The 15,195-nt window shown below is 66.9% G+C and carries 16 protein-coding genes; 5 read left to right on the plus strand and 11 right to left on the minus strand.

What is annotated here, in order from left to right; translation table 11 throughout:
- Positions 1-41 precede the first annotated feature (41 nt).
- The gene (locus ACOZ4N_RS08845; protein WP_424019561.1) at positions 42-488 is read left to right on the plus strand and encodes a DUF7346 family protein; all 447 of its coding nucleotides are present in this window, start codon (positions 42-44) and stop codon (positions 486-488) included.
- Here the strand turns inward: ACOZ4N_RS08845 and rad50 are convergent.
- The 4 genes from rad50 to ACOZ4N_RS08865 form a co-directional block, all read right to left on the minus strand.
- Positions 485-3,175 carry a DNA double-strand break repair ATPase Rad50 gene (rad50, locus tag ACOZ4N_RS08850; protein ID WP_424019562.1) on the minus strand — a complete coding sequence of 897 codons (2,691 nt, stop codon included), beginning with the start codon at positions 3,173-3,175 and terminating at the stop codon, positions 485-487. The two genes, ACOZ4N_RS08845 and rad50, sit on opposite strands and share 4 nt — an antisense overlap.
- Positions 3,172-4,491: a DNA double-strand break repair protein Mre11 gene (gene mre11 / locus ACOZ4N_RS08855; RefSeq protein ID WP_424019563.1), complete on the minus strand. Its 1,320-nt coding sequence runs from the start codon at positions 4,489-4,491 to the stop codon at positions 3,172-3,174. The genes rad50 and mre11 overlap by 4 nt, the downstream gene beginning before the upstream one ends.
- Complete coding sequence (locus tag ACOZ4N_RS08860; protein ID WP_424019564.1) at positions 4,466-4,843, minus strand: hypothetical protein; 378 nt, start codon at positions 4,841-4,843, stop codon at positions 4,466-4,468. Before ACOZ4N_RS08860 ends, mre11 begins: the two co-directional genes overlap by 26 nt.
- An 88-nt stretch (positions 4,844-4,931) precedes the next feature.
- Positions 4,932-5,204: a winged helix-turn-helix domain-containing protein gene (locus ACOZ4N_RS08865; protein WP_092693274.1), complete on the minus strand. Its 273-nt coding sequence runs from the start codon at positions 5,202-5,204 to the stop codon at positions 4,932-4,934.
- 156 nt (positions 5,205-5,360) lie between these two features.
- On the opposite strand from ACOZ4N_RS08865, the gene pan1 reads away from it, so the two are divergent.
- Positions 5,361-6,575, plus strand: a complete 1,215-nt coding sequence (pan1, locus tag ACOZ4N_RS08870) for a proteasome-activating nucleotidase Pan1 (protein ID WP_424019565.1) — start codon at positions 5,361-5,363, stop codon at positions 6,573-6,575.
- Positions 6,576-6,703: 128 nt separating this feature from the next.
- On the opposite strand, the gene ACOZ4N_RS08875 is transcribed toward pan1, so the two are convergent.
- Together ACOZ4N_RS08875 and ACOZ4N_RS08880 are read right to left on the minus strand one after the other, a co-directional pair.
- On the minus strand, positions 6,704-6,841 hold the full coding sequence (locus ACOZ4N_RS08875) for a hypothetical protein (RefSeq protein ID WP_424019566.1): 138 nt from the start codon (positions 6,839-6,841) through the stop codon (positions 6,704-6,706).
- 44 nt (positions 6,842-6,885) lie between these two features.
- The gene (locus ACOZ4N_RS08880) at positions 6,886-7,083 is read right to left on the minus strand and encodes a DUF5800 family protein (protein ID WP_092693266.1); all 198 of its coding nucleotides are present in this window, start codon (positions 7,081-7,083) and stop codon (positions 6,886-6,888) included.
- Between the two features lie 145 nt (positions 7,084-7,228).
- On the opposite strand from ACOZ4N_RS08880, the gene ACOZ4N_RS08885 reads away from it, so the two are divergent.
- Entirely contained in the window at positions 7,229-8,362 is a 1,134-nt protein-coding gene (locus ACOZ4N_RS08885) for a polymer-forming cytoskeletal protein (RefSeq protein ID WP_424019567.1), read from the plus strand.
- Between the two features lie 11 nt (positions 8,363-8,373).
- Here ACOZ4N_RS08885 and ACOZ4N_RS08890 read toward each other — a convergent pair whose 3' ends face one another.
- Positions 8,374-10,026, minus strand: a complete 1,653-nt coding sequence (locus tag ACOZ4N_RS08890; RefSeq protein WP_424019568.1) for a DUF7282 domain-containing protein — start codon at positions 10,024-10,026, stop codon at positions 8,374-8,376.
- 124 nt (positions 10,027-10,150) lie between these two features.
- Between ACOZ4N_RS08890 and ACOZ4N_RS08895 the strand changes: the two genes are divergently transcribed.
- Positions 10,151-11,332, plus strand: a complete 1,182-nt coding sequence (locus ACOZ4N_RS08895; protein WP_424019569.1) for a redox-regulated ATPase YchF — start codon at positions 10,151-10,153, stop codon at positions 11,330-11,332.
- Here the strand turns inward: ACOZ4N_RS08895 and ACOZ4N_RS08900 are convergent, their stop codons facing one another.
- From ACOZ4N_RS08900 to ACOZ4N_RS08915, 4 genes are all read right to left on the minus strand, one after another.
- Complete coding sequence (locus ACOZ4N_RS08900) at positions 11,333-11,719, minus strand: hypothetical protein (protein WP_424019570.1); 387 nt, start codon at positions 11,717-11,719, stop codon at positions 11,333-11,335.
- Positions 11,720-11,858: 139 nt separating this feature from the next.
- Complete coding sequence (locus ACOZ4N_RS08905) at positions 11,859-12,980, minus strand: pyridoxal phosphate-dependent aminotransferase (protein ID WP_424019571.1); 1,122 nt, start codon at positions 12,978-12,980, stop codon at positions 11,859-11,861.
- 57 nt (positions 12,981-13,037) lie between these two features.
- The gene (locus ACOZ4N_RS08910) at positions 13,038-13,184 is read right to left on the minus strand and encodes a hypothetical protein (protein WP_424019572.1); all 147 of its coding nucleotides are present in this window, start codon (positions 13,182-13,184) and stop codon (positions 13,038-13,040) included.
- Positions 13,185-13,351: 167 nt separating this feature from the next.
- Positions 13,352-14,083: a proteasome assembly chaperone family protein gene (locus ACOZ4N_RS08915; RefSeq protein ID WP_424019573.1), complete on the minus strand. Its 732-nt coding sequence runs from the start codon at positions 14,081-14,083 to the stop codon at positions 13,352-13,354.
- A 159-nt stretch (positions 14,084-14,242) separates the two neighbouring features.
- On the opposite strand from ACOZ4N_RS08915, the gene ACOZ4N_RS08920 reads away from it, so the two are divergent.
- Entirely contained in the window at positions 14,243-15,160 is a 918-nt protein-coding gene (locus tag ACOZ4N_RS08920) for an SDR family NAD(P)-dependent oxidoreductase (RefSeq protein WP_424019574.1), read from the plus strand.
- Positions 15,161-15,195 lie beyond the last annotated feature (35 nt).

The following is a 15,195-nucleotide window of genomic DNA, read 5'->3' on the forward strand; positions in this document are numbered from 1 at the left end:
GTCCAGAACGGTTACCCGTCCCCGAGTGCTACCCCAGAGCGATGCGTACCGTCCGCGACGAGTCCGGCAGGCGGCTGTTGCTAGTCAAACAGTCCGGCGATTCGAGTCGCGTCCGCGACCCCGAAACCGGCGAGGAGCGGTACGTCCCCAACGACGACCTGGAGTTCGTCGACGAGTCACCCCTGGAGACCGCCGCGCGCTCCGTTCCAGCCCCGGCGCGGACGGTCCTGACCGCCGTTCGCGACGACCGGGCACTCGGTCTGCTCTTCGAACTCGACCGACGCGGCGCGGTCGCCGTGCGCGATCTGATGAGCGGGTACGACCTCTGTGAGAGCGACCTCCACGGCCTGCTCGGGGAGTTCCGCGCCGCCGGCCTGGTCGCCGAAGCGACCGTCGCCGGCGAGCGTGGCTACGAACTCACCGACGTGGGGCGCGAGGGGCTTTCTCACCTCCGTGACGGCACGACCGGGACCGCAGACAGCGATTAGTCCGTCGCGGCGTCGGCGACGGCCTCCCGCGTCGCCTCGTCGGGGTCTTTCCGTACCACCGTCGACCGGTTCGTCGTGGCGTCTTTCGAGACCATCACCAGATCGTCGGCCGCACCGAACAGTTCCTCGTCGTGGCTGACGACGAGAATCTGCTCGACGCCGAGGTCGTGCATGTGTCTGATGAGGTCGACGAGCCGCGAGACGTGGCCCGAGTCGAGGAACACCGTGGGTTCGTCCAGGATCAGGGGCGGCATCGGCGCGGCACCCTCGATCCCCTCGGCCAGGAGCTGGTAGATCGCACACCGCAGACTGAGGTTGAACAGGGCCCGCTCCCCGCCGGAGAGCTGTTCGGGGTCGAGGGGCTGGCCGTCTTTCTGGTAGACCGTGAGTTCGTACTCGCCGTCGAGTTCGATCCGGGAGTAGGAGTCGTTCCCGTAGATCAGGTCGAACGTCTCGTTGAGCATCCGTTCGAGGCTCTCGACGTTGCGCTGACGCAACTCGGCGCGTAACTGCCCGTACATCTCCTGCAGTCGCTCGGTCTCGCCGTACAGCGAGTCCAGCCGCTCGACCGTCGCTTCGAGGTCCGCGTGGCGTTCCCGGAGGTCCTCCAGTTCCTCTATCTCCTGTTTGACACCGCCGATCTCGTCGATCAGGTCGTCGCGCTCGGCGCGGAGTTCGTCGAGTTTCGGCTCGACTTTCTCGATGTACTCGACCGCCCGCTCTTTCTCCCTGCGGGCCTGCTCGACCGCCGACTCGTCGAATTCGGCGTCGAGTTCGTCGCGCTGGTCGCGTTTGTCCGCCAGCCGGTCGCGGCGCTCGTCGTTCAACTCGGCCTTGTTGGTCCGTTGCTCGCGCAGGCGCTCGATCTCGTCCTCGCGGTCGGCGACGCGCTCGAAGGTCTCCGCGATGGCTTCCAGGCGGTCGAGGCGGTCGCCGATCTCCTCGCGTTCCTCGTTGCACTCGGCGACGGCCTCGCGTTTCGCTCGGGCCGCCGACTCGGCCTCGTCGGCGGCATCGCGCTTGTCCTCGGCCTCGGCGTCCAGTTCCTCGGCTTCCTCCCGGAGCTGTTCGATCTTCTCGACGGTGTCGTCGAGCCCGTCTTCTTTCTCCTCGACCAGTTGTTCGACGTTCTCCAGGTCGTTCCGGAGCGTCTGGAGTTCGTTCTCGCGGTCGACCAGATCGCTGGCCGCGTCGACCTCCTCCTCCAGCCGTTCGCGGCGCTGGCGAACCGAGACGAGTTCGTCCTGCAGGTCGTCGATCCGCTCGCGGTGCTCGTCGATGGACTCGACGTGCGGGGAGTCCTCGACGGGCTGGCCACACTCGGGACACTTCCCGGCGTCGAGCAACTGTTCGGCCTCGTCGAGACTCCGCTGTTCGGCTTCGAGCTTGGTCTCCAGTTCCTTCTGTCGCTCGCGAGTCTCGTTCAACTCGTCGACGAGTTCGTCCCAGTGGTCGTCGGCCTCGCCAACCGCGACCGGGGCGTCCTCGAAGGCCTCGCGTTTGGCCTCGATGTCGGCTTCGAGTTGCTCGATCTGGTCGCGCCGCTGGGAGAGTTTCTCCCGGGTCGCCGCGAGGTCGCTCGCCAGTTCCTCGGCCTCCTGGCGTTTCTCGTCCGCGCGGGTCGTCAGATCCTCGGCGCTCTCCCGGAGCGATTCGGCCTCGCTCGTGTGTTCGCTGGCCGCGACGCGGTGGTCCTCGACGTCGTCGCGCAACTGCTCGTCCCGGGCTTCGAGGTCCGCGATGGTCTCGCCGACGGTCGCCTCGTCGGGGTCGTCGAGTTCCGCGTCGGCGAGCAGATCCTCGCGTTCGGCCTCGATCTCCTCGATCTCGGTTTTCAGCTCGCCGATCCGGTCGCCGAGGCGCTCGCGTTCGCGCTCGGTCTCCTCGATGGTCTCGGTCAGCTCCTCGATCTCGGTTTCGAGCGTGTCGAGGCGCTCGCGTTTCTCCTCGTGTTCCTCCAGGATCGCCTCGGCCTCGTCGCGAGTCTTCACGGCCTCCTGTCGGTTCTCGTCGAACCGCTCGATCTCGGCTTCGAGGTCCTTGCGCTCGGTCTGGAGCGCGTTGAGCCGTCCGTGGAGGTCCTGGTCTTCCTTCCGCTCGATCTGAGATTCGAGATCGTCGAGCAGTTCCCGCTTGCCGTCCCGGACGTGTTTGACGCCGAGCCGGGCCTTGCTGGCCCGCTCGCGGTAGTCCTCGAGCTTGCCGAGCTGGAGCAGGTCGTCGATCATGTCCTGTCGGTCGGCGGGAGAGGCGTTGATGAGCTTGTTCACTTCGCCCTGACGGACGTACGCGCAGTTGACGAACGCCTCGTGGTCCATCCGCAGCAGTTCCGCGACGTGCCCGCGAACGTCGCGCGCACCCTCGTAGGTCGCCTCGGGCGTCTCCAGCACGCACCTGGCCGTGGTCGCGCGGTCGTCGGTCACGCGAACCCGGCGTTCGATGTGATAGGACCCGCCGCCGTGGGAGAACCACAGCTCGACCGTGGCGTCTTCGGCCCCGATGGTCACCACCTCGTCCAGGGTCTCGTCCAGCGCCCGGGCCCCGTACAGCGCGAAGAAGCAAGCTTCCAGCAACGACGACTTCCCGCTGCCGTTCAGGCCGTGGATGACCGTCACCCCGCTGTCGAGCGTCAGGTCCGCGTCCCCGTAGCACTTGAAGTTCTCCAGCCTGACGCGCTCGAATCTCATTCGAAATCACCCAGCGAGGGCTGGCCGTTCCCGTCGGCAGTGGCGTCAGCGTCCGGGTCCGTGTCAGCGTCGTCCTCCGCCGACGTTCCCTCGCCCGCGTCACCGCCGTCGGTCTTCGTCGGTTCCTCGGCCGGCGTGGACTCGGCGGCGTCGTTGGCCGCGGCTGACTCGTCGGCCGGTTCGTCGTCGGCAGTCTCGGACTCGGCGGCCCGGAAGGCGGCGTCGTCGCCCTCGTCGAGGATGTCCCGGACGCGCCGTTCCACCTCGTCGGTGACGTTCGAGTCGGCGGTCTTGCTCGCCCGGACGGTCTCGTCGATGTCGCGGGCCGCCTGGCTGAGCCCCATCTCGCGGATGCGCTCGGCGACGGCGTCGTCGGGGTCAGCGAAGTTCACGTCGATCTCGCCGCTGTCGGTGACCTCGCGGTGGTCGGTGACGCGGGCGACGAGTGCGCCCTCCTCGTCGGCGTACTCCTCGATGCTGGCCGGTGCGACCGGATCGCCCTCGCCCTCGATATGGACGACGACGACCGCGTCGTCGAGGTCGTGCTGGCCGACGCGTTCCCGCACGCGCTCGACGCCCTCACCCTCGCCGAGTTCGACCTCGACGAAGACGAACTCGCGGGTCGGGAGCCCGCGCCGCCTGATCGACACCTGCTCGTCGAACTCGACGATGTTGTACCCCCGATCCTCGCGCTCGTCGGCGCTCGCCCGTTCTGTCGACCCGCAGTAGGTGATCCAGGTGTCCTCGATCTCGGCTTTCTGCGGTTTGTGGTTGTCCCCGAGCAGGACGGCGTCGAAGTCGACGGTCGACTCGGCGAGCAGGCGCTCGGTGTCCCAGTCGGCGTAGTCGAAGGGCTCGAACAGACCGTGGGCCACGAGCGCGCTGTGGGCGGCGTCGTGTGGCTCGAAGTCGTAGTCCAGGTCCTCGCGCTGGGACCGCGGGACGAAATCGAGGCCGTAGAACGCGGTGTCACCGACGGTGACCGGATCGTCGCCCAGTCGGGTCGCCAGCCCCAGCGACTCGAACAGGTCGAGCCACTGGGCGTCGCGTTTGGTCTCGTGGTTGCCGACGATGGCGAGGAAGGGCACGTCGGCGTCGGCCAGGTCACGCAGGACCGAGAGGGTCCCCAGGATGTCCGGCAGGTCCGGCCGGCGGTCGTGAAAGAGGTCGCCGGCGTGGACGAGGGCGTCCACGTCGTCCTCGACCGCGTCCTCGGCGACCCGTCGAAAGGCCGCGAGGAAGTCCTCGCGGCGCTCGGGCCGGTGGTACTGCCGGTACCCGAGGTGGGTATCACCCGTATGTATCACCCGTGTCATTTCCATCCCCTTGGGCACCACCCCCTAAAGTGGTTCCGCGACCGGAGTGAAACTGGTCCGACCGAACCGCCCGCCGGAAGTCGGTCAGGGCGTCGCGGGCGCGCCGGCCACGGCGAACGGCGGCGTGGTCGCCCACGTCCTCGGCCGCCTCGATGGCATCGTCGAGCCGGTCGAGCCCGCCGTTTTCGAGGAATTCGACGGCCGCCCCGACGGACTCGACGGCGTCGTCCGCCGTCGTGACGACGGTCCGGTACTCCTCGCCGCCGAACCACCCGCCCTCGACGGCCCGCGCGTCCGCTGACTGCTCCGCGAGACGGGAGAGGGCTCGTTTGACGGTTGCTGTATCGGGCACACGCCGGCATGGTCGCCTGTCCGTACTTGAACCTTCGGCCGGTTGCTCGTGTACTGGCGACTGCGACGGTCGAGGCGGAGCAGTCCGCTCAGCGGGACTCGTCGATGGTCAGCGTGTAGATGCGCTTGCGCGCGTCCGAGAACGAGAACCGCGACTCGACGACGCCGACTTCCTCCAGCCTGTTCAACCCGTAGCGGACGGTCCGGGGCGGCAACAGCGTCTCCTCGGCCAGCTGACTCTGGGTCAGCGTGTCGTTGTACTCCAAGGTCTTCGCGACCAGCTTCGCGCTGGGCGGGAGCTCCCGCACCGCGTCCCAGCCCGCGGCATCGGCGTCCGTTCCGGCGGACTCTGAGGCACTCATGTTACCCGTCAGTTTCACATACAGGCTAATAATATTTCCTGTTCTATTTTATTCTCCGTAGTAATCGCCCGGATTCGGAATCGCGCGCCTTCGGGCTTCCTTCGGTGCTTGTGTCTACCCGAAGTCTCTTATTACTACATCCCCTATCCGGTGTCAATGACTGACACCGTGGACGACGTCGAGTTGCCGTACGACGAGGACGCTTCTCAGCAGGAGAAGATCAACGCCCTCCAGGAACGGCTCGAAGTCCTCGAGTCCCAGAACGAGGAGATGCGGGACAAGTTGCTGGACGCCAACGCCGAGAACAACAAGTACCAGCAGAAACTCGAACGGCTCACCCACGAGAACAAGAAGCTCAAACAGTCCCCGCTGTTCGTCGCGACGGTGCAGGAACTCACCGACGAGGGCGTCATCATCAAACAGCACGGCAACAACCAGGAAGCCCTGACGGAGGTCACCGACGAGATGCGCGAGGACCTCGAACCCGACAGCCGGGTCGCCGTCAACAACTCCCTCTCCATCGTCAAGTCCCTGGACGACGAGACGGACGTCCGCGCCCGTGTCATGCAGGTGGACCAGAGTCCCGACGTGACCTACCAGGATATCGGCGGCATCGAGGACCAGATGGAGGAGGTCCGCGAGACCGTCGAGATGCCCCTGAAGAACCCCGAGATGTTCGAGGAAGTCGGCATCGATCCGCCCAGCGGCGTGCTGCTCCACGGCCCGCCAGGTACGGGGAAGACGATGCTGGCCAAGGCCGTCGCCAACCAGACCGACGCCACCTTCATCAAGATGGCCGGCTCCGAACTCGTCCACAAGTTCATCGGCGAGGGCGCGAAACTCGTCCGGGACCTGTTCGACCTGGCCCGCCAGGAAGAACCTGCCGTCGTCTTCATCGACGAGATCGACGCCATCGCGGCCAAGCGCACGGAATCGAAGACCTCCGGCGACGCCGAGGTCCAGCGGACGATGATGCAACTGCTCTCGGAGATGGACGGCTTCGAGGACCGCGGTGAGATCCGCATCATCGCCGCCACCAACCGCTTCGACATGCTCGACCGCGCCATCCTCCGGCCCGGTCGCTTCGACCGCCTCATCGAAGTGCCCAAGCCCAACGCGGAGGGCCGCGAACAGATCTTCCAGATCCACACCCGTGACATGAACGTCTCCGACGACGTGGACTGGGCGGCACTCGCCGAGATGGCCGACGAGGCCTCCGGGGCCGACGTGAAAGCCATCTGTACCGAGGCCGGGATGTTCGCCATCCGCGACGACCGTACCGAAGTCCGCATGACGGACTTCGAGGAGGCCTGGGAGAAGATCCAGAAGGAGGCCGACGAGGACGAAGACGTCTCGAAGACGTTCGCCTAGGGCGGACCGACGGTCCAGGGGACTACTTTTCGACGGTGTCGAACCGACTCTGACGGCGACTCGCTTCAGCGTTCGCTACGCGAGCGGAAACGCACGGTCAGGGCCCGAGAATCAACGTCTTGCGGCCGTCACAGCACCGAGAAGATGAGGAACGGAACCACGAACAGCAACACGAACATCGCCACGAGGATGAGCCCGTAGCCGGCGACTGTCCCACCGATAGTGAACCACGACGGATGATCGAACTTCTCGACGAGGTCGTTCATGCAGGAGACATTCGTGGCGCGGAATTTAGTTGTACCGACTCGATTCAGGCGAGGATCTCGGCGATGCGGCGTGGCTCGCCCGACAGCGCCGGGTCCTCGGCGACGATCTTCAGGACCTCGTGGTCGGTCACGTCGGGGTAGGACTTGCCGATAGCGTCCTCGATGAGAGACTTCTCCAGGCGGAATTCGGTGCCCTGGTACACCACGTCGACACCCTGTTCGTCGAAGGAAAGCGCCGTCATGCCGCGACGTTGGCCGTCGCCGGTAAAAAACTGCGCGGTGTCACAGTCGGCGGATCGGTCCCAGCACCCGTGCGCCGTCCCCGGCGTCAGACGGGCGTCAGACGTTGCCCCCGAGTTTAATATCGGGCCCGACAGTTATGCGGGTGTGCCGCTGCGCTCGGATCTCCTGGACGAACTGCAGATCCCGGACGGGACCACCGTCGAGGAACACGACCTCGTCACCGACGGGGACGTGATCGTCGGCGGCCAGAGTACCGTCGAGTTCGGCGTCCGCGGACACAACGTCATCGCGGGCGAGCGCGTCCGCTTCGGCGGCGACATCGAGGCCGAAGGCGACTGTCGGCTCGACATGTGGAGCGACGTGGCCGGGAACGTCCTCGTCGGTGAGAACGCCTACATCGGCGAGCGCGTCCACATCGGCGGCCAGTTGATGGTCTCGGGCGACCTCGACATCGGCGACGAGGTCGACATCGAGGACGGCTTCGAGGCCAACGGCTGGATCGTCATCCGCAACCCGATGCCGACCATCGTCTTCCTTTTCGTGTACCTCTCGCATCTCCTCCGGATCGGCGAGGAGGAGGCCGCCGACGAGGTCGTCTCCGAAGTGCTGAGCGACGACGGGGCCGAGAGCGATCCGGTCCTGATCCCCCGGAACGGGAGCGTCAGCGACGACGCCTGGCGCGTCTCGACGCCGGCCACCGTCGGCGACGACTGCCGACTGCACGGCAACATCCGCGCCGAGCGGCTGGCCGTCGGCGAGGACACCGTCGTCTTCGGGAGTCTCCGCGCCAAATCCGACGTGCACGTCGGCGCAGGCACGGAGATCAAAGGCGACGTGACGACCCGGGACGGCACCGTCAGCGTCGCACCGGGCGTGACCGTCTGGGGCGACATCTCCGCGACCGACGTGCAACTGCACGAGGACGCGACCGTCGAGGGATCCATCCGTGCGCGCGGTGAGATGACCATGTTGCAATCGTACTCCGGAACTGGAGCGCCGGAGGCCGACTCGGCGACCGACGACGCGGCCACCGAGGCCGACGACTCGGGCGCCGACGAAACGGGCGACTCGGAGGAGGACTCGGCCGACGCGGCCGACGACTCGACCGACGACGAGCGTGTGACTGTGCCCGAGGAGGACGACGACGCGGAGACGGAGCGTGTGACTGCCGAGGACTCGACGGGTGAGCGTGTGACTGCGCCCGAAGACGAGTCCGATTCCGTCGACACCGACGACGACTACCGCGAGAACGGCCACGAGGCCGGCCTCGCGGAGTAAGTCGGCGCTTTCTAGTCCCGGCGAGTGGCGAGCAGGAACAGTGCGAGGACAGCGGCGACCGTCGCCAGGACACCGAATCCGGGGCCGTTCTCGCCGGTCGTCGTCGCTGGCCCCGTCGGCGTGGCTGACGGCGGATCGGTAGTCGTGACAGTTCTGGTTTCAGTGATCGGGGTCAGGGGCGGTCGCGGTCCCTGGGGGTCCGTGCTGTTCCACGCCTCCCCGTCACCGGTGAGGTCACTATAGATCGACGGCACGGTCGCCGCGACGAGTCGCCCGTTCTCGACGTACTGGTGATCCCCGGGATCGTACCGACCGTTCTCGTTCGCTTCGACGACGGCGACGAGCGTGACGGGCTGTTCCGGATTACGCGTCCGACCCTCGTACAAGACGTCCGGCGTTTCGACGGTCACGTTCTCGTGGACACCTGCATCGAGCGCGGTGTGGCCGAGATACTGATCGGCGTGCATCGCCTCCGGCCAGGCAAGCCCTGACCAGTTCCCTTGCATCGCAACGAGGTAGCCATCTCTGCGGAGGGTGAGGTGGGGCACGACGACTTGGCCGTCCTGCCAGTTGATCCGTTCGGGTGCCGTGATGAATCTGGAACGGGGCCGGATCGAGCCGTCGACTCGGTCGATCAGGTGCCCGCGAGCGGAGACCAGTATCTCGAACGTCGTCCCGGCAGCCAGCCCCGACAGGTCGACGGTCGTCGTTTCTGATGTGTTCCACTCCATATGCATGAACTCGTCGTCGATGCGGCCCCCACGAGCTCGGACGGTCCGTCGGAGCGGAGGGCCACCGTCAGACCGGTTCCCGAGTCGGAGTGTGACGTTCACGCCGGTCGGCACGGAACCCTCGATCAGCAGAGACTGGTTCTCCCTGGGCGGAAGGCCAGTTGGCCTACTCCGGGCCCGTGTCACGACCCTTGCATCGAGATCCGGCACGCGAAAGAGGATAGGCCTACCGTACTGGTCGGGCCTGAACAGCGACGTGTGTCCGTCGAGGGTGACGTTCAACCCGAACGTGGGATAGTAGTCCGGAACTGGCTGGACCGGGCGCGGTATTTCATCGTCGTCGACACGTTCGCCACGCAGCCTCCGGAGATCGACGACCAGCGCATAGCTGTCGTTCGCTGTATCGGCAATGACACTGGTCGCCGCAGTCTGGTTTAACAGCGCCCCAATCGGATCGCGTTCAGCGGTCGAGTATGACTGCCTGAGCGTCAGCGCGCTGTCCGGACCGTGTGTGGCGTCGAAAAACCGCATCGTCAGGTTCGACCCGTTGGCGGCCGCCAGCCGCCGATCCAGCCCGGTGGCGTTCAGCTGGAGGACCAGTGTATCGTTCCAGAGCAGCCACGGTTTCCGTGTGAGCGTCCCGTGTTCAGTGGCCCGCTCGAAGGCCGCCCAGTCGTCGAGGCGATCACGGATCGCCGGCTTCCCGGTCCAGACTGTAACGTTGCCGACGGTGACGGACGCGTTCTCGTCGGCCGTCGTCGCGTTCGTGACGGTTGTCCCATTCACCGACCTCGTGGACTCGTTCCCCCGCGTCTCATTGGCCGTCTGATCGTCGGTCTGCACGGCAGTTCCAGTGGCAACCCCCAACGCACCGAGTGCGAGTACGGCGAGGACCAGACAGAGGGCAGGGAGAGCGCGGGTGACCGTCGCCATGCCCGCCGACTCGGCCGTGCCGAACAAGTACTTTGTCCTACACGTTTTCGCGGCACGTCCCACGCGCTCATCAGGACCCCCCGAGACCGAAAGCCCCTTCCACGCATCCCGGGTATCAGGGGGCATGCTATCGGTCGCACTCGCCGGCAAGCCAAACGCCGGCAAGTCGACGTTCTACAAGGCCGCCACCATGGCCGACGTCGACGTGGGCAACTACCCGTTCACGACCATCGACGCCAACCGGGGCGTCAGCTACGTCCGGACGGAGTGCCCCTGCCTCGAACGCGACGAGCGCTGTGGCGACGAACACTGCCGGGACGGCAAGCGCTACGTCCCCATCGAGTTGCTCGACGTGGCCGGCCTCGTCCCCGGTGCCCACGAGGGCAGAGGACTGGGCAACCAGTTCCTCGACGAACTCTCGAACGCCGACGCCATCCTGAACGTCGTGGACGCCTCCGGCGGGACCAACGAGGAGGGCGAACCCGTCGAGGTGGGCGAACACGACCCCGTCGAGGACGTGGACTTCGTCGAGGAGGAGATGGACCTCTGGCTGGCGAGTATCGTCGACCGCAACTGGGAGTCGGTCGAACGGCAGTCCCGCTCGCCCGATTTCGACATCGACGAGGCGCTGGCGGAGATGCTCACCGGCGTCGGCGCGACGGAACTCGACGTGGCCCGGACCCTCCGGGAACTCGACTACCCCGACGACCCGATCCAGTGGACCGACGAGCACCGCGAGGCGCTGGCGAGCGAGATCCGCCAGCGGACCAAACCCATCGTCGTCGTCGCGAACAAGGCCGACATCGCGCCCGAGGGCAACGTCGAGCGCCTCCGGGAGGCCGCCGAGTACGTCGTGCCCGCGACCGCCGACGGCGAGCTGGCCCTCCGGAACGGGGCCGAGGCGGGCATCGTCGACTACGACCCGGGCGACCCGGACTTCTCCATCGTCGGCGACGTGAGCGACCAGCAGGCCGAGGGCCTCGAACGCATCCGCGAGGTCATGCAGGAGTGGGGTGGCACGGGCGTCCAGCAGTCGCTGAACACCGCGGTGTACGACCTGCTCGATCACCTGACGGCCTACCCGGTCCAGAACGAGAGCAAGTGGACCGACGGCACCGGGAACGTCCTGCCCGACGCGTTCCTGTTGCCCGACGGCTCGACGCCGACGGACCTGGCCTACGCCGTCCACTCCGACATCGGCGACGGGTACCTGCACGCCGTCGACGCCAAGGACGGCCGCAAGATCGGCGACGACCACGAACTCGAAGAAGGCGACGTGGTCAAGATCGTCAGCTCGGCCAAGTAGTCAGGCTTCGGCGATCTCGATTTTCCCGGCGGCCCGCTGCTGGCGGGACGCGAGCGTGTCCAGCACGCGCTGGAGGTACTCGCTGTGGCTCACGTCGCCGAGGACACAGGCCCGCGCCCAGTCGGCGTCGATCACGTACGACGCCGTGGGCACGGATGCCTCGCCGCCGTAGATGTGTACCGTCAGTTGCGGCCGGCCCGCGCCGTCGCGGACCGCCAGCAGGTACGCGCCTGCGACGGCCGCGACCCGCTCGGTCACGGCGTCCGGGTCGTCTGTGTCCGCGACGCGATAGCCCAGCGACATCGCGTCGTCGGCGACGACCAGCGATTCGAGTTCCGCCTCGGTAACTTCCAGTGCTTTGGAGATTGCTTTCTGAAACGTCGGCATGTGACCCCTTCCCGTACGACTCACGAGGACCTACTCCCCGGTAGGGGTGATGCCGGCTATACCCCCTTATTTTTAAGAAAGTTGATTATTACCGACTGGAGGGGTCAGAAAGCAATTTCGACGGAACGGGCGGCCGAGATTACCGAACTGCCGCGGCCGCGTCGTCCATGATCTCCAGCGCTTCTTTCAGCGTCTCCACGTCGACGGCGTAGGAGATGCGGGCGTAGCCCGCACCGTGTTCGCCGAACGCGTCGCCGGGGACGACCACGACGCCGCGGTCGATCACTTCGTCGACGAACCCCTCCGGCACTCGCGGCATCGCGTAGAACGCCCCCTCCGGTGTGGGACAGTCGAGGCCGATGTCGGCCAGACCGTCCAGCAACACGTCCCGGCGCTCCTCGAAGGCCGCGACCATCTCCTCGACGGGCTCCTGGGGGCCCGACAGCGCGGCCTCGGCGGCGTGCTGGCTGGCGGCGGTCGCACAGGCCTGGCCGTACTGGTGGGCCCGGAGCATCCGCTCGACCCGGCGTTCGCTGGCCGTGATCCAGCCCAGCCGCCAGCCCGTCATCGAGTATGTCTTCGAACACGCGCCGACGACGGCGACGTTGTCCGTCTCCGCGAATTCGAGGGGTGAGCGGTGTTCGCCCTCGAAGACGATGTGTTCGTACACCTCGTCGGAGAGACAGAGCACGTCGTGTTCGTCGGCGATGCGGGCGAACTCGCGCATGTCCTCGGGCGACTGCACCGCGCCCGTCGGATTGGCGGGGGAGTTGACGACGAAGACGGCGGTGTCGTCGGTGATCGCCTCCTCGACCGTCACCGGGTCCATCGTCAGGTCCTCGCGCAGGGGGACGGGCTTGGGGTCGCCGCCCGCGATGTGGGTCAGCGCCTCGTAGGAGACGAAGCCCGGGTCCGGGTAGATCACTTCGTCGCCGGGATCGACGTGGGCCTCCAGCGCGACGTGGAGGGCCTCGCTGCCGCCCGCGGTCGCGATGACGTGTTCGGGGTCCACAGTCAGCCCGTAGTCCCGGTCGTACTTCGCGGAGATCGCGTCTCTGAGTTCCCGGGTCCCCTTGTTGGAGGTGTAGGCGTCGGCCTCGCCGGCCTCGATGGCGTCGACGGCGGCCTCGCGGACGTGGTCGGGCGTGGGAAAGTCCGGCTGGCCGAGCCCGAGGTTGATCGCGTCCTCGCCCGCGGCCTCGAACACCTCGCGGATGCCCGAGATCGACACCTGCTCGATCCGGTGGGAAAACTCCGTCATATGCTACTCCCGGGCACCGACCCCGATAATTCCCCCGGGTTGTCGCCCTCGGTGGCGTCAGTCGCGTGCTTCCTCCAGGTCCTCGATGTGGCCCCGGAGGCGCTCCAGCGCCACGTCCGGGTTCATGTAGCCCTGATCGTACTCCTCGAAGACGGTCTCGGCCTCTGCCAGGAACTGCTCGACTGCGGCGTCAGTGTCGGTCATACCGAAACCTGCGAGAGGCGGGCGGGTGAAGGTTGCGAAGGCGAGATTGGGTTCGCGAGCGTGCTCAGCGCGCGACCGAGCGGAGCGCGCCGACCGAACGAGGACTGATTTTGCCCGAGCGGGCGGTCAGCCTCGCGGACCGCGAGCGACGGTGCAAAAATTTAGACTCATTGGAAGCCGATGGGCTGAGCCTGGGAACTCTCGTCGCCGGCCTGGCCCATCTGCTGGGCGAGTTGCTGGCGGGCCTGGGCGATCTCCTCGGCCTGGTCGACCAGCTTCTGGGTGTCGACGTCGATCCCGGCGACGGGGGCGATGGCGTCGAGCAACAGTGTTCGCGCGGCCTCGGGATCGGGGAACTGGGCGTTGGACTCGACCACGAATCCGAGTCCGTCGAGGTCGTCCTGCTCGGCCCGCGAGAGCAGGTTCCCGGTGGGGCCGCTGATGAGCCCGCTCTGTGGCGGGGCGGGGATGTCGTACTCCTCCAGCAGGTCGCCGGCCTCGCCGGTGGCGATGCCGTGGAGTTTCGGCGGACCGTCCTTCTCCGCCGGGAGACCGCTGAGATACAGCGGCAGGGCGTCCTGCTCGTCGATCCAGCCGGAGAGACAGGCCGCGAACTCCGTCGCGTCGCTGGGGGAGACTGGCACGTCGCTCTGGAGGGCCAGCAGGTCCCGCTCGTGATCGGCGTAGATCCGGACCGGCGGCTCGACTGCGGGATCGCCCTCGTGATAGACGGCCACGTCGGGGAGCCCCTCACACCGACAGGAGGCGTAGTAACTCATGTCGAACGTGTCGACGAGGTGGTCGGTGGCGATCTTCCCGACGAGCCCGACGCCCGGCAGTCCTTCGATCAGGACCGGGGATTCCAGCGAGCGGTCGTCGTGGACTTCGACGTGTGCCATAGCCCATCATGGAACGGGCGCGAATAAAAGCCTCCGGGCCGTCGCCGTGTGGCGGTCGGGGGCCGGACGGGTGGTCGGCGATCCCCGAGGGCCAGAGAGGCGTTCTCTCCGCGGACAATTCCACGAATATTATGTGCATTTGTACGGTAGTGTCGGGTGATGATACTCGGGGAACGGGATCCGGAAGTGAAAGCGGGGGTACAGGACGTGGACATGTCCGGGCAGACGGTGCTGGTGACCGGGTCGACCAGCGGCGTCGGTCGGCAGGCGGCCATGGCGATGGGACGGCTCGGAGCCGACGTGATCGTCCACGGGCGCGACCAGACAGCAGGCGAGAGCGCCGTCCGGGAACTGGACGGACTCGGCTCGGATGCCCAGTTCGTCTCGGCGGACTACACCGACGTGGATGCAGTCCGAGAGATGGCCGCCGAGGTCGAGGCGTCCGTCGACGAGATCGACGTACTCTGTAACAACGCCGGCGGACTGTTCGAGGACGGCGAGACGACCGAACTCGGCGTGGATCGGAACTTCCACATCAATCACCTCTCGCCGTTCCTGCTGACGACGGAACTGCTCGACACGCTCGCGCCGGACGCACGCGTCGTCACGACGGCTTCCATCGGCCACCGCGTCTCCTCGCTGAACCTCGACGCCCTGATCGAACCGAGTCCGTTCTCGGAGTGGGCGGCCTACTGCCGGTCGAAGCTCGCGAACATCCACTTCGCGAACGAACTCGCGCGCCGACTGGACAACGCCGGGAGCGACGTGACCTCGAACTCCTTCCACCCCGGCATCATTCCCGGCAGCGAGTTCTCGCGTGCGCTCCCGGGCCCGGTCCAGCAGGTCACCGACCTGCTCGACGACGTGCCGCTGACGGACTCGCCCGAGGACGGGGCCGCGACCATGACCTACCTCGCCGCGTCCGGGGATGTCGAAGGGGACACCGGGAAGTACTACGCACGCTGTCGCAAGCGCCGCCCCGCGCCCGACGCCCGCGACGAGACGGCCCAGCGCGACCTCTGGAAGCGCAGCGCCGACCTGCTGGGCATCGAGGAACCGCTCGCCGAGTACGCCTGACGAGCCAAGGGTTTTCCGTCCGAACGTGGACGTGC

The organism is Halorientalis pallida (assembly GCF_049605515.1).
Classification (GTDB): domain Archaea; phylum Halobacteriota; class Halobacteria; order Halobacteriales; family Haloarculaceae; genus Halorientalis; species Halorientalis pallida_A.

What these genes read in the sequence shown, in the direction of transcription:
- ACOZ4N_RS08895 (WP_424019569.1), top strand. Translation starts at nt 10,151, where the DNA reads ATGCTATCGGTCGCACTCGCCGGCAAGCCAAACGCCGGCAAGTCGACG.
- ACOZ4N_RS08905 (WP_424019571.1), bottom strand. Translation starts at nt 12,980, where the DNA reads ATGACGGAGTTTTCCCACCGGATCGAGCAGGTGTCGATCTCGGGCATC.
- ACOZ4N_RS08890 (WP_424019568.1), bottom strand. Translation starts at nt 10,026, where the DNA reads ATGGCGACGGTCACCCGCGCTCTCCCTGCCCTCTGTCTGGTCCTCGCC.
- ACOZ4N_RS08920 (WP_424019574.1), top strand. Translation starts at nt 14,243, where the DNA reads ATGATACTCGGGGAACGGGATCCGGAAGTGAAAGCGGGGGTACAGGAC.
- ACOZ4N_RS08845 (WP_424019561.1), top strand. Translation starts at nt 42, where the DNA reads ATGCGTACCGTCCGCGACGAGTCCGGCAGGCGGCTGTTGCTAGTCAAA.
- ACOZ4N_RS08865 (WP_092693274.1), bottom strand. Translation starts at nt 5,204, where the DNA reads ATGAGTGCCTCAGAGTCCGCCGGAACGGACGCCGATGCCGCGGGCTGG.
- ACOZ4N_RS08880 (WP_092693266.1), bottom strand. Translation starts at nt 7,083, where the DNA reads ATGACGGCGCTTTCCTTCGACGAACAGGGTGTCGACGTGGTGTACCAG.
- ACOZ4N_RS08875 (WP_424019566.1), bottom strand. Translation starts at nt 6,841, where the DNA reads ATGAACGACCTCGTCGAGAAGTTCGATCATCCGTCGTGGTTCACTATC.
- mre11 (WP_424019563.1), bottom strand. Translation starts at nt 4,491, where the DNA reads ATGACACGGGTGATACATACGGGTGATACCCACCTCGGGTACCGGCAG.
- ACOZ4N_RS08900 (WP_424019570.1), bottom strand. Translation starts at nt 11,719, where the DNA reads ATGCCGACGTTTCAGAAAGCAATCTCCAAAGCACTGGAAGTTACCGAG.
- ACOZ4N_RS08910 (WP_424019572.1), bottom strand. Translation starts at nt 13,184, where the DNA reads ATGACCGACACTGACGCCGCAGTCGAGCAGTTCCTGGCAGAGGCCGAG.
- ACOZ4N_RS08915 (WP_424019573.1), bottom strand. Translation starts at nt 14,083, where the DNA reads ATGGCACACGTCGAAGTCCACGACGACCGCTCGCTGGAATCCCCGGTC.
- pan1 (WP_424019565.1), top strand. Translation starts at nt 5,361, where the DNA reads ATGACTGACACCGTGGACGACGTCGAGTTGCCGTACGACGAGGACGCT.
- rad50 (WP_424019562.1), bottom strand. Translation starts at nt 3,175, where the DNA reads ATGAGATTCGAGCGCGTCAGGCTGGAGAACTTCAAGTGCTACGGGGAC.